A 12,740-nucleotide genomic window follows, 5' to 3' on the forward strand; every position below is an offset into this window, starting at 1 on the left:
CCCGCCGGGCCGCCGCGCGCCCGCACGAACCCTTGCCGGGGCGACGGCACACTTGTCGGTGGGCTGCGGTAGAAATCCGTCAACCGAGGAACGGGGGAACACATGCCGCGCTGGAGCGAGGACCAGGTCACGGCGCTCGCACCGGACGCGAGCTCGCTGTCCGCCGCGCGCGGGCTGGCCGGGCGCTGGCGCGGTACCGGGCGGCACGACACCGCACTGTGGGGGCTGTGCCAGGGCAGCGGCGCCAAGCCGTATCAGACCGTCGTCGATCTCGACGGCCCCGCATACCAATGTTCCTGCCCCAGTCGCAAATTCCCGTGCAAGCACGCGCTGTCGCTGTTGCTCGAATGGGCGGCGGGCCGGGTCGAGGAGGTGCCGGTGCTCGCCGGCTTCGCGGCCGCATGGATCGACGGCCGGGCGGCCCGCGCCGCGCGGCCGGCACCGGCCACGGCCGCCCGTACGGCGAATCCGGCGACGGCCGAACAGCGCCGGGTACGGGTCACCGCGGGACTGGCGGAACTCGAGGTCTGGCTCGGCGACCAGGTCCGCACCGGCCTCGCCCAGACCGACCGCTCGTTCCGCGCGTTCGAGACGATCGCCGCCCGCATGGTCGACGCCCAGGCCCCCGGTGTCGCCGCCGCGTTGCGTCAGTTGCCGACCACCGTGGTGACCAAGCCCGACTGGCCGGACGCGGTGCTGCGCGAATACGCGCGGCTGCATCTGCTGATCGTCGCCCATCGCCGGCTCGACGAACTGACCCCTGCCCTGCAGGCAAGCGTCCGCACCCACATCGGCTATCCGAACCCGGCCGAGTCGGTGCGCGCCGAACCGGCGGTCCGGGACCGGTGGATGGTGCTCGGCGTGCGCATCACCGAGGAGGAGCGGCTCTACACCCGGCGCACCTGGCTGTACGGACGGGCGTCGCGCCGTTGGGCACTGGTGGTGGACCATTCGTTCGGATCGCCCGGCTTTCCCGCCGAGGTGCCGGCGCTCGGCCTGCTCGCCGACGCGGAGCTGCACTTCTACCCGGGCGCCGCCCCGCTGCGGGCACTCTGGGGTGAACGGCACAGTGCGCCAGAGCCTTTCACGACCCTGCCGGTTTCCCCGGATCGGCCGGGCACCATCGCGGCCGCGTTGGCCGAGCACGCCGCGGCCCTCGGCGCGGATCCGTGGCTGCGTGGCTGGCCCGTGCTGCTCGTCGACGTCGTGCCGGTGCATACCGAAAGTGGTTGGTACATAGTCGGATCCGACGGGTCAGCGCTACCGGTGGCGAGTACCGAGCAGCCGTGGCGGCTGCTGGGCGTCTCCGGCGGCCACCCGGTGACCGTCGCCGCCGAATGGACCACCGCCGGTTTGACGCCGATCTCGGTGTGCACGGCGGGCGAGGTCCTCGATCTGGCGCGGATCGATCCCGCCGGTCGCGGTGCGGCGCATGCCCCGGTGCCGCAGGGTGCGAGCGGAAACGACCTGACCTCGGTCGCGCTGCTGGGCACCGCACGACGAGCGCCCGACCTCGCCCAGCTCGCCGCACCGGTCGCCGAAATGGCCGCACACCTGCCCACGGACCCGGCCGTGCGCCTCCTCGAATCCGCCGCACTCCACGATGTTTTCGCGCGCGGCGGCGCGCGGGCGAGCACCGCGACCACGCCGGAACCCGCCGCCGACGACACCCGATCCCTGCTGCCGCACCTTGCGGCGGCCCGCCTCGCGCGCATGCTGCGCGAGCGCTCCCCCTTCCTGCCCGAGTGGTTCGCCGCCGCCACGCCGCACGACTACCGCGCCCCCGACGCGCTGTGCGCCCAACTGCTGGATCAAGCCAAGAGCAACACCGAACTCCGGCAGCCGCTACTGCGGCTCGCGGGCACCCGCGGCCGATGGCTCGCCGACCAGCATCCCGAATGGCGAAACCTGGTGAGCGCCCAGCCCGCCCCGACATCTGCGGCGGAACTATGGCAGTACGGCCAACCGCCGCAACGCCTGGCCTGGCTCGCCGAACTCCGCCACACCGACGCCGACGCGGCGCGCGAGACGCTCGCGACGGCCTGGCCCAAGGAATCCGGACCGCTGAAAGCCGAACTGCTCGCGGTGCTCGCCGACGGCCTGGCGCGCGCCGACGAGCCACTACTGGAGGCGGGACTGGACGACCGGCGCGCCGATGTGCGCCGCACCGCCGCGGGACTGCTTGCGCTGCTGCCCGATTCGGCCTTCGCCCAGCGCATGACCCGGCGCGCGGCTGCGTGGATCCGGGTGGAGCACCGGCTGCTGCACACCGAACTCGTGGTCGCCCTGCCGGAGACGCTCGAGCCCGCGGCGCAGCGCGACGGCATCAGCGACCGCGCGGTCGAGTTCAGTTACCGGTGGGGCGGCGCGCCCGACAGCGCCGCGGGCCGGCTCCGCCAGCTGGTCGCCGCGACGCCGCTGACGCACTGGGCGAGCGTGCTCGGCGGCCCGGGCAAGGTCGTCAAGGCCAAGATCGACGACCGTTTCCGCCAGCCGATCTTCGACGGCTGGGTGGACGCCGCACTGGCACAGCATGATTCGACCTGGGCGCGGGCGCTGTTCGACGCGGGCGTGCCGACCGACCTCGCCATGCTGCGCAGGCGCGAGCTGTTCGCGCTGCTGCCGCTGCCCGACCGGATCAGACATCTGCTCGACCTGGACGGATCCTGGCTCTCCGAGATCGAGGCCCTGCTGCCCGCCATGGGACACTCGTGGCCGGAACCGCTGGCACAGCACATGATCCTGCTGCTGTTCGAGCGGGCCCGCGCGGCGGCACGACGGCCCGAGACGCACGGCACCAGCCCCAGCGCGCACCGCTCGTTGTTGTCCGCGGCGGCGATGCACCTGCCCGTTTCCGCGGCCGGCGCGGCGAGCGTCTCGGCGCGGCGCTGCGGCGACACCGCCTGGGAGCGGGCCTTCGAGAAACTCGCCGATGACCTCAACCACCGCTCGATGATGCTCGAGGAGTTGCAGTGACCACCGACAACCTGGCGCCCGATCTGCTGCGCCCCCACGCCGAACAGTCCTACGCCGCGGAACTGCGCGCCCTCGTGGCCGCCGACGACCGGCCGCGCCCGCCGTCCTGGCGGCTCTCGCCCTGGGCGGTGGTCACCTACCTGCTCGGCGGCACCCTCGACGACGGCACCGTGATCAGCCCGAAGTACGTGGGGCCGCGCAGGCTCATGGAGGTCGCCGTCGCGACCCTGGCCACCGATCGCGCGCTGCTGCTGCTCGGCGTCCCCGGCACCGCCAAAACCTGGGTTTCCGAACATCTTTCGGCCGCGATCAGCGGCGCCTCGACGCTGCTCGTGCAGGGCACGTCGGGCACCGCCGAGGAGGCGATCCGATACGGCTGGAACTATGCCCGGCTGCTCGCCGAGGGCCCGAGCGAGGGCGCGCTGGTGCCGTCACCGGTACTGACCGCGATGCGCACGGGCGCCATCGCCCGCATCGAGGAACTCACCCGCATTCCGTCCGACGTGCAGGACGCACTGATCACCGTGCTGTCCGAGAAGACGCTGCCGATCCCCGAACTCGGCACCGAGGTGCAGGCGGCGAAGGGTTTCAACGTCATCGCCACCGCCAACGATCGCGACCGCGGCGTGAACGAGTTGTCCTCCGCGCTGCGCCGCCGCTTCAACACCGTGGTGCTGCCGCTGCCCGCCGGCGAGGACGAGGAGGTCGAGATCGTGAGCCGCCGGGTGGCACAGCTCGGCGCCGCGCTGGAGCTGCCGACGGTGCCCGCCGCGGCCGAGGAGGTGCGCCGGGTGGTGCGCGTCTTCCGCGAGCTGCGCTCCGGCATCACCGCCGACGGCCGGACCAAGCTCAAATCGCCCTCCGGCACCCTGTCCACCGCCGAGGCGATCTCGGTGATCACCAACGGGATCGCGCTGTCGGCGCACTTCGGCGACGGCGTGCTGCGGGCCGCCGATATCGCGGGCGCGGTGCTCGGCTCGGTGATCAAGGACCCGGTCGCCGATGCCGTCGTATGGACCGAGTATTTGGAAGCCGTGGTCCGGGAACGACCGGAGTGGTCGGACTTCTATCGCGCCTGCCGCGAGATCAGCGGGTAGGCGTGCGAGATTCGACCGGCGCGGCCGGGGGCGACACGATGACCAGCAGCGCGGCGACCGACGGCGCGGCAGCCGATCCGGTCACGCGGGTGTTCGGCATCCGGCACCACGGGCCGGGTTCGGCGCGGTCGCTGCGCTCGGCCCTGACCGAATTCCGGCCGGACACCATTCTGATCGAGGGCCCGGCGGACGCCGATCCCCTGGTCGGCTACGTTGCCGCGGCGGGGATGGCGCCGCCGGTCGCGTTGCTCGCCTACGTGCCCGATGCGCCGGCCAAGGCGGCGTTCTGGCCGTACGCGGTGTTCTCGCCGGAGTGGCAGGCGCTGTCGTACGCGGCGGAACATCAAGTGCCCGTTCGATTCTGCGATCTGCCCGCCACCACGGTGCTGGCCGCCGAGGACGAACCGGGCGAGCGGTTCGACCCGCTCACCGCGCTGGCCACGGCGGGCGGCTACGACGATGCCGAGCGGTGGTGGGACGCGGTGGTCGAATCCGCGCCGGACGCCGACGCTTTCGACGCGATCACCGAGGCAATGGGCGCGCTGCGCGAGGCGGCGGATCGGACCGAGGCACCGGCGCTCGACCTGCGGCCGGCGGAAACCGAACGTGCCGAAGCGGATTCGGTCGACGAAGCGATCGCCGACGTGCTCGAACCGGATCCCGCGCTGCTCGGGCCCGCCCGGATCGACGCGCACACGCTGCGGCGCGAGGCCTACATGCGCCAGATCATGCGCAAGGCGGTGAAGGAGGGTTCGCGGCGGCTCGCGGTCGTCTGCGGGGCGTGGCACGCACCCGCGTTGGCGGGCAAGCTCGGCCCCGCGGCGGCCGACGCCCGGCTGTTGAAGGGCCTGCCGAAGACGAAGGCCACGCTCACCTGGGTGCCGTGGACCCATTCGCGCCTGTCCAGCCGTTCCGGCTACGGCGCGGGCATCACCTCGCCGGGCTGGTATCACCACCTGTTCGCCGAAACCGAGCGCCCGATCGTCCGCTGGCTCACCAAGGTGGCCGGCGTGCTGCGCGCGCACGACCTGCCGGTCTCCAGCGCGCACATCATCGAGGCGGTCCGGCTCGCCGATACGCTGGCCGGACTGCGCGGCCGGCCGCTGGCCGGACTGTCCGAGGTCACCGAGGCCACCCGCGCGGTGATGTGCGCGGGTGACGAGACGATGCTGCGCTGGGTGGTCGAGGAACTGGTCGTCGGTGAGGCCATGGGCACCGTGCCCGAGGGCACGCCGACCGTCCCGTTGGACGCGGATCTGCGCGCCCGGATCCGGACGCTGCGGATGAAACAGGAGCCCTCGGCCCGCACCGTCGACCTCGATCTGCGCAAGGAGCGCGAGGTCGAACGTTCCCGGCTGCTGCATCGGCTGCGGGTGCTCGAGATCCCCTGGGGCACTTTGACCACCAGCGAGGTGCGCAGCACCGGCACCTTCCGGGAGACCTGGACGCTGCAATGGCGGCCGGATTACGCGATTTCGATCATCGAGGCCTCGCGCTGGGGCACCACCGTGCGCACCGCCGCCGCGGCGAAGATCCTCGATACCGCGAATCGCGCGGACAGTGGCGTCGGCGACCTCACCGCCGCACTGGAGGTGGCGCTGCTGGCCGACCTCGGCGACGCCACCGACGGCTTGATCGCCCGGCTGGCCTCGGTCGCCGCGCTGGATCACGACATCACCCACCTGATCGCGGCACTGCCCGGCCTGATTCGGACCCTGCGCTACGGCGATGTGCGCGGCACCGACGTGCAGGCGCTCGCGCACGTCGCGGACGGCCTGCTGGTCCGGGTCTGCGCAGGCCTGCCCGGCGCGGTGACCGGTCTGGACACCGACGCGGCCACCGAATTCCGCGGGCTGCTCGACGCGGCACACACCGCGATCAACACCCGCGACGACGGCTGGGCCACCGGCGAGTGGCTGGGCGCGCTACGCCGCCTCGCCGATCGGGACGACGTGCACGGCGCGCTCGTCGGCCGCGCGGTCCGGCTGCTCTGCGACGGGGGCATCATCGATGACACCGAATCCGAGCGCCGGCTCGCCGCGGCACTGTCCGTCGGCAACACCGCCGCCGCCAAGGCGGCGTGGATCGACGGGTTCCTGGGCGGCCGCGGGCTGTTGCTGGTGCACGACCGAGAGTTGTTGCGCCGCATCGACGACTGGCTGCGCGAGCTACGCGAGGACCAGTTCGTCGAGACCCTGCCCCTGCTGCGCCGGACCTTCGCCGCGTTCGAATCGGGCGAGCGCCGGGCGATCGGTGCGGCGGTGCGCGACGGCGGTCCGGTCGCGTCCGGCGCCGACGCCGCCGGGGACTTCGATGTCGAGCGCGGCACCCGCGCACTGACCACCGCCGCGGCGATCCTGGGCGTCGCGATCCCCCACCGGCAGGAGGCCGAGCGATGAACGCGGTCGATGAAACACAGGCGCGCCGTTGGCGTCTGGTGCTCGGCACCGCCGCCGAAGCGGGCCTCGGGGGGCTGAACTCGGCCGACGACGTCGCCATGGACCGGGCGCTGTCGGCGCTGTACAACGACGACGAGCAGGACCGTACCTCCGGCAAGCGATCCGGCGGCCTGCAGAGTTCCGCGCCCCGGGTGGCCCGCTGGCTCGGAGATATCCGCAACTACTTCCCGTCGACCGTGGTCGAGGTGATGCAGCGCGACGCGGTGCAGCGATTGAACCTCACCCAGTTGCTGCTGGAGCCGGAGCTGCTGGAGGCGGTGGAACCGGATGTACACCTGGTCGGCACCCTGCTGAGCCTGAACCGGGTGATGCCCGAAACCACCAAGGCCACCGCGCGTCTGGTGGTGGAGAAGGTGGTGCGCGAAATCGAACAGCGCATCGCCGCGCGCACCGTCGCCGCCGTCTCGGGTGCGTTGAACCGGGCCGCCCGGGTGGCCCGGCCCCGGCTGCGCGATATCGACTGGGACCGCACCATTCGCAAGAACCTGGCCAACTATCTGCCCGAGCAGCGCACGGTGGTACCGCAGCGGCTGGTCGGCTACGGCCGCAAAGCCCAAGCGGTGCAACGCGATGTGGTGCTCGCCATCGATCAATCCGGTTCGATGGCGTCGAGCGTGGTCTACGCCTCGGTGTTCGGTGCGGTGCTCGCCTCGATGCGCTCGCTGCGCACCTCCCTGGTGGTCTTCGACACCGAAATCGTCGACCTCACCGACAAACTCGACGACCCGGTCGAGGTCCTCTTCGGCACCCAGCTCGGCGGCGGGACCGATATCAACCGGGCCATCGCCTATGCCCAGTCCCTGATCGCCCGCCCCACCGACACCCTGTTCGTGCTCATCTCCGACCTCTACGAGGGCGGCGTCCGGGACGAGATGTTGCGGCGGATCAACGCGATGAAGGAATCCGGCGTCCAGATCGTCGCCTTGCTCGCGCTTTCCGACGAAGGCGCGCCCGCGTTCGATCACGAGAACGCCGCCGCCCTGGCCGCGCTCGGCGTGCCCGCCTTCGCCTGCACCCCGGACAGGTTTCCGGACCTGCTGGCCGTCGCGCTGGACCGCGGCGATCTCCGGTCGTGGGCCGACGCCGGCACCGGCCGGGGTTAGCGATGCCGGTCATGCATCCCCGTGCGCATGACCGGCATCGCCCGCCGGGACGAACGGAGACCGGCTCAGCCGGAAAGGGTGGAGATGCCCTGGATCAGGCCGATGAGATTCGAGGCGATGCCGAGCAGCGTACTGAGCGAGCTGAGCAGCTCCATGGAACTCCTATCTGAACGGGCGACCGGACAGCTCAGCAGATCGTACGACAGGGGTACGGCGCGGGAGATCGGTTCGGCGACACGGTTTCGTGTCGACTTCTCAGCTGGTCATCACCGGTTTCCGCGGAACAGGACCCATGCTGCCCCAGGCCGTCGCGGTCGCGGGGACGAACTTGGGATGCAGCAGCGCGGCGAGCGCCAGCAAACCGACGGCGACGAGAATGTCGAGCCAGTAGTGGTTGCCGGTGCCGACGACGACCACCGTGGTGATCGCCGGATGGGCGAGGGCGAGCCAGCGCCACGCCGTGCGGGCCGCGGCCACGATCGCGACGGCGAGCAGCAGCGCCCAGCCGACGTGCAGGGACGGCATCGCGGCGAATTGATTGGACAGACCGCCGGATTCGGCGGAGCCGTAGACCGAGGGGCCGTACTGCGCGGCCAGGTCGACGAACCCGTACTCGGCCAGCATGCGCGGCGGCGCGAGCGGCACGAGCATGTGCACGACGAGGGCGGCGCCGGTCAACGCCGCCATCAGGTTCCGGGTCCACCGATAGTGCTCGGGCCGAAACACCCACAGCCACAGCAGAACCGCGACCGCGACGGTGAAATGCGCGGTGGCGTAATAGACATTGGCGGGCACCGCGAAGAACTCGCGGTCCACGAAGATCGACTGCACCACCCGCTCGCTGGACATGCCGAGCCGGTGTTCCAGCCCGAGCAGTTCGCGCGCGTTGTCCACGGCGCGCACCGTGTCGTCGGCGGTGTACAGCCGTCCGACGCGATAGCCGAGATAGAGCACGGTGATCAGCGCGAGTTGCCCGATCGCCTCCCGACCGCGACCGCGTACCGCCGCGAGACCCACAGCCAGCATCGCCTGCGGCTCCTTCCCCATCCGAACAGGCCGGTACCCAGCCATTAAGTGGAGCTACAACCTCCGTTTAACCTAGCATCATCCCCGGTTCACCCCACGCTCCTGTGACCGGATCGACACGGGTACCGAATACTCACCCTCCCAGTAGATTTCGCGCGCGTCGACACACGAGAACGGCGGGCCCCGAAATTCGGGGCCCGCCGTGGGGAGTCGGATCAGAGGTCGGCGATCGCTGCCAGCGGTGGCGTGCGTGCCGCTCGGATGCCGGGCCAGAGCGCGGCCAGCACACCCACCACCCCCGAGCTGATCAGGACGAGCACCAGCTGCGACCACGGGATCGCGATCTGGTCGAGTCCGAGATCGCGCAACGTCCGCAGGAAGCCCACGCCCAGACCCAAACCCAGCAGCATGCCGACGATCGCGCCGAACACGGCGATCAACATCGACTCCAGGTAGATGGTCCGGCGCACCTGCGCCCGCTGCATGCCGACGGCGCGCAACATGCCGATCTCCCGCCTGCGCTCCACCACCGACAACGCCAAGGTGTTGACGATGCCGAGGATCGCGATCACCACCGCCAGGGCGAGCAGCCCGTACAGAATGGCGAGCAGCGTGTTGATCTGTTTGCCCTGCGCGCCTTTGAATTGCTCGTGATCCTGCACCTGGACCACCGGGAACGGCTCGGCCGCTCGCTCCAGATCCATGCGCATCTGTGCCAGATCCGCGCCCGGCTGCGCGGTGACCAGCACGACCACATTGCTCTGGAAGCTGACCGGCACCACGTCCTTGTAGATCGCGGGCGACACCACCAGCGCGCCGAGCAGCGGGGTCTTGCGGTAGACGCCGGTGACGGTCAGCGGCACCTTCTTGCCGTCGAAGCTGGTGAGCGTGACCTCCTGGCCCACCTTCCAGCCGCGTTCGTCGGCCTCGTCCTCGGACACCAGCATGTCCTTGTCACCGAGCGTGTCGGTGCCGCGCAGGATCTCGTAGTTCAACGCCCGATCGAGCCTGCCGTCCGGTGACGTACCGCCGATCTGGTCGTCCTCGCCCAGTTTGAAGCCGACGCCACGGATCCCGATCACGTCCGCCACATTGGGCACCGACTTGCGCACCGCCTCGGCCGCCCCGAAGGGCACACCGATGAACTGCTGGCTGGACAGCACGTATTCGGACTTCACACCCTTGTCCACCAGCACGCCGACACTCGCCTTCGCCGAGGCGCCGAGCATGCCGATCGCGGTCACCAGCATCAAGCCCAGGGTGAGCGCGAAAGCCGTTGCGGCCGTGCGCCGCGGATTGCGCGCGGCGTTGTTGCGCGCCATCCGGCCGATCGGCCCGAACGGCCGCACGAACGCGCCGAGCCCGGCGACCACCGGCCGCGACAGCGCGGGCGCACACAGCAGCACCGCGAGAATCAGGGCGAGCGCGCCGATCCCGACGGTCAGCGCGGCGTTGCCGCCGGTGGACTGCGCGCCGAGCACGACAAGGACGGTCCCGGCCACCGCGAGCAGCGCGCCGACCAGCGTCCGTACCCGCAACGAGTCACCGGCCGAAGCGAATTCCTCGCGCATCGCCTCCACCGGCGGAATCTTCGCGGCGCGGCGCGCGGGCGCGTAAGCGCTGACCATCGTCACCGCGAGGCCGACCAGCAACCCGACCCCGATGGTGCGCGGCAGCACCGCCATCGAACCGGTCGGCAGGCCGAGATCGAACGCGTTGAGCACCCCGGCCAACCCGTACGCCAGCCCGATACCGCCCGCCAAACCCAGTGCGCTGCCGATCAATCCGATGACGAACGCCTCCGCGACCACGGACCGGCCCACCTGCTGCCTGCTCGCCCCGACCGCGCGCAACAGCGCGAGTTCGCGCAGCCGCTGGGCCACGATCATGGAGAAGGTGTTGTAGATGATGAACGTGCCGACGATCAGCGCGATCGCGCCGAAGGCGAGCAGGAAGTAGTTGATGAAGTTGAGCGCGTTCGAGATCTCCTTCTTCAGGTCCTCGCGCACCTGATCGCCGTTCTGCACTTTGAGGCTCGGCAGCGCCTTGGCCAGGTTGTCGCGCAGTTCGTCGCCGGGGATGCCGGTGGCCGCGATATCCACGTAGGCCACGTGCAGTCCGTCGGTGAACAGCTTGCGCGCCTGGGTGTCTTCGAACAGCAGGCTGATCAAACCGCCGGTGTCCGAAGGCATCTGGTAGAGGCCGGTGACCGTGACGTCGATCGGATCGCGCGCGGACGGAACCAGGATCTTGGTGCGGTCGCCGACCTTCAGCCCGGCCCGCTCCGCGCCACCGGCGTTGATCGCGATCTCCCCGGGCTGGGTGGGCGGCACCCCGGCGACGAACTTGTTCGGCTCCGCGACCGCCTTCTCCGGCGGTACGTACGACTGACCGAACGTGGGCGCGCCGCCGGTCTGCACGGCCTTCTTGCCGTCGGGGGTGAGCAGCACGAGCACACCGTTGACGCTCGGCGCGATGGTCCGCACGCCGGGGTATTTGGCCAGCTCGTCGACGATGTTGTTCGGAACGCCCAGCCCCTGCCGCTCTTTGGGACTTACCCGAACGTCGACGCCCTTGGCCTGCCCGGCGAAGATACCGTCGAACGTGCGTTGCAGCGTGTCGGTGAAGACGAACGAGCCGGCGATGAACGCGGTGCCGAGCACCACCGACAGCAGGGTCAGCGCGAGCCGCACCTTGTGCGCGGCAAGGTTGCGCAGCGCAACCTTGCGCATCGGACTTGCGGCCATCACGCCTGCTCCAGTGCCTTCATCCGGTCGAGCACGGTATCGGAGGTCGGGTCACGCAGTTCGTCGACCAGGCGGCCGTCGGCGAGGAACACCACCCGGTCGGCGTAGGCGGCGGCGTGCGGCTCGTGCGTCACGATCACCACGGTCTGCCCGAACTCGTCCACCGCGGCCCGCAGGATGGACAGCACCTCCCCGGAAGCCCGGGAGTCCAGGTTGCCGGTCGGCTCGTCGCCGAAGATGATCTCCGGCTTGCCCGCGAGGGCGCGCGCACAGGCCACCCGCTGCTGCTGTCCACCGGACAGTTCGCTGGGCCGGTGCGTGAGGCGGTCGTTGAGGCCGAGCCGCTTCAGCACGGTGTCCAGCCACGCCTGGTCCGGTTTGCGGCCCGCGATGTCCAGCGGCAGCGTGATGTTCTCCAGTGCGGTCAGCGTCGGCACCAGGTTGAACGCCTGGAAGACGAAGCCGATCCGGTCCCGGCGCAGCCGGGTCATCTGCTTGTCCGAGAGCCCGGCCAGGTCGGTGTCACCGATGCGCACGGTGCCGGCGCTGGCGCTGTCGAGTCCGGCCAGGCAGTGCATCAGCGTCGACTTGCCGGACCCGGAGGGGCCCATGATCGCCGTGAATTCCCCCTTCGCGAACTCGGCCGACACCCCGTCCAGCGCCCGGACCTGCGTATCTCCTGACCCATAGACCTTGACCAGGTCGATGGCGCGGGCCGCGACGGAGGCCGGAACCGCCACGTCGGCGGCGTCGGCGCCCAAAGCTTGCGAAGTCATGCACACCAGTCTTACCGCGTTCGGGCCCCCGCGCCATCAGGGAATTCCCCGAAACCCCGAGTATCGATGCGCCGCAGGTGCTAGTGCACGGCGGGTTGAGCGTGCAATTGGCCGATCAGAGTGACCAGCGATTTGGCCAAACGTCCCTTGGTCGCGGCGAGCGCGTCGAGGCCGCCGTCGGCTACCGCGCTGTTCATCGTTTGATACGCGACCAGTCCGCGGCGGGTCGGGAACACCAGGACCCGGCGCCGGTCGACCTCGTCGACCTTGCGGTGCACGAGGTTGTCGGAAATCATGCCGTCGATCAGGCGGGTGAGGCTGGCACCGGTGAGCAGGGTCGCCTCGGCCAGGTGCGACATCGGGTGGCCGGCACCGTCGGCCACCGTCGCCAGGACGTGCCAGCGCGCGACCGAGGCCTCGCCGAGACAGTTCGCGATGGCCCGGTCGAGTTCCTGTGACGCCCGGCGCACGAGTCGCGCCAACTCCTCCAGCGCGGCGGGGGCGGTGCTATCGTCCACCGGAGCACTATATCCAACGCCGCGCAGTAATTATTCAA

Annotated in this window: 8 protein-coding genes; 4 read left to right on the top strand and 4 right to left on the bottom strand. The window is 70.7% G+C overall.

The window, feature by feature from the left end:
• The first annotated feature begins 102 nt into the window (after positions 1 to 102).
• Genes O3I_RS35445 through O3I_RS35460 form a run of 4 tightly spaced genes read left to right on the top strand, consistent with a single transcriptional unit; the run spans position 103 to position 7,635 of the window.
• Entirely contained in the window at positions 103 to 2,976 is a 2,874-nt protein-coding gene (locus O3I_RS35445) for an SWIM zinc finger family protein (protein ID WP_014987857.1), read from the top strand.
• Positions 2,973 to 4,073, top strand: a complete 1,101-nt coding sequence (locus O3I_RS35450) for an ATP-binding protein (protein WP_014987858.1) — start codon at positions 2,973 to 2,975, stop codon at positions 4,071 to 4,073. Before O3I_RS35445 ends, O3I_RS35450 begins: the two co-directional genes overlap by 4 nt.
• A gap of 38 nt (positions 4,074 to 4,111) precedes the next feature.
• Entirely contained in the window at positions 4,112 to 6,472 is a 2,361-nt protein-coding gene (locus O3I_RS35455; RefSeq protein ID WP_051067070.1) for a DUF5682 family protein, read from the top strand.
• On the top strand, positions 6,469 to 7,635 hold the full coding sequence (locus O3I_RS35460) for a VWA domain-containing protein (RefSeq protein WP_014987860.1): 1,167 nt from the start codon (positions 6,469 to 6,471) through the stop codon (positions 7,633 to 7,635). Before O3I_RS35455 ends, O3I_RS35460 begins: the two co-directional genes overlap by 4 nt.
• Before the next feature lie 255 nt (positions 7,636 to 7,890).
• Here O3I_RS35460 and O3I_RS35465 read toward each other — a convergent pair whose 3' ends face one another.
• The 4 genes from O3I_RS35465 to O3I_RS35480 all read right to left on the bottom strand — a co-directional run bounded on the left by O3I_RS35465 (position 7,891) and on the right by O3I_RS35480 (position 12,702).
• Positions 7,891 to 8,661, bottom strand: coding sequence for a phosphatase PAP2 family protein (locus O3I_RS35465; protein ID WP_014987861.1), 771 nt, complete (start codon positions 8,659 to 8,661; stop codon positions 7,891 to 7,893).
• 215 nt (positions 8,662 to 8,876) lie between these two features.
• The gene (locus O3I_RS35470) at positions 8,877 to 11,408 is read right to left on the bottom strand and encodes an ABC transporter permease (protein ID WP_014987862.1); all 2,532 of its coding nucleotides are present in this window, start codon (positions 11,406 to 11,408) and stop codon (positions 8,877 to 8,879) included.
• Positions 11,408 to 12,184: an ABC transporter ATP-binding protein gene (locus tag O3I_RS35475; RefSeq protein ID WP_014987863.1), complete on the bottom strand. Its 777-nt coding sequence runs from the start codon at positions 12,182 to 12,184 to the stop codon at positions 11,408 to 11,410. Before O3I_RS35475 ends, O3I_RS35470 begins: the two co-directional genes overlap by 1 nt.
• A gap of 80 nt (positions 12,185 to 12,264) precedes the next feature.
• Entirely contained in the window at positions 12,265 to 12,702 is a 438-nt protein-coding gene (locus O3I_RS35480; RefSeq protein WP_014987864.1) for a MarR family winged helix-turn-helix transcriptional regulator, read from the bottom strand.
• Between the last annotated feature and the right edge of the window lie 38 nt (positions 12,703 to 12,740).

Origin of the sequence: Nocardia brasiliensis ATCC 700358, assembly GCF_000250675.2 — a bacterium.
Taxonomy (GTDB): domain Bacteria; phylum Actinomycetota; class Actinomycetes; order Mycobacteriales; family Mycobacteriaceae; genus Nocardia; species Nocardia brasiliensis_B.

Excerpts from the sequence above, each read along its gene's own strand:
- O3I_RS35445 (WP_014987857.1), top strand. The coding sequence starts at position 103 with ATGCCGCGCTGGAGCGAGGACCAGGTCACGGCGCTCGCACCGGACGCG.
- O3I_RS35455 (WP_051067070.1), top strand. The coding sequence starts at position 4,112 with ATGACCAGCAGCGCGGCGACCGACGGCGCGGCAGCCGATCCGGTCACG.
- O3I_RS35460 (WP_014987860.1), top strand. The coding sequence starts at position 6,469 with ATGAACGCGGTCGATGAAACACAGGCGCGCCGTTGGCGTCTGGTGCTC.
- O3I_RS35465 (WP_014987861.1), bottom strand. The coding sequence starts at position 8,661 with ATGCTGGCTGTGGGTCTCGCGGCGGTACGCGGTCGCGGTCGGGAGGCG.
- O3I_RS35470 (WP_014987862.1), bottom strand. The coding sequence starts at position 11,408 with ATGGCCGCAAGTCCGATGCGCAAGGTTGCGCTGCGCAACCTTGCCGCG.
- O3I_RS35475 (WP_014987863.1), bottom strand. The coding sequence starts at position 12,184 with ATGACTTCGCAAGCTTTGGGCGCCGACGCCGCCGACGTGGCGGTTCCG.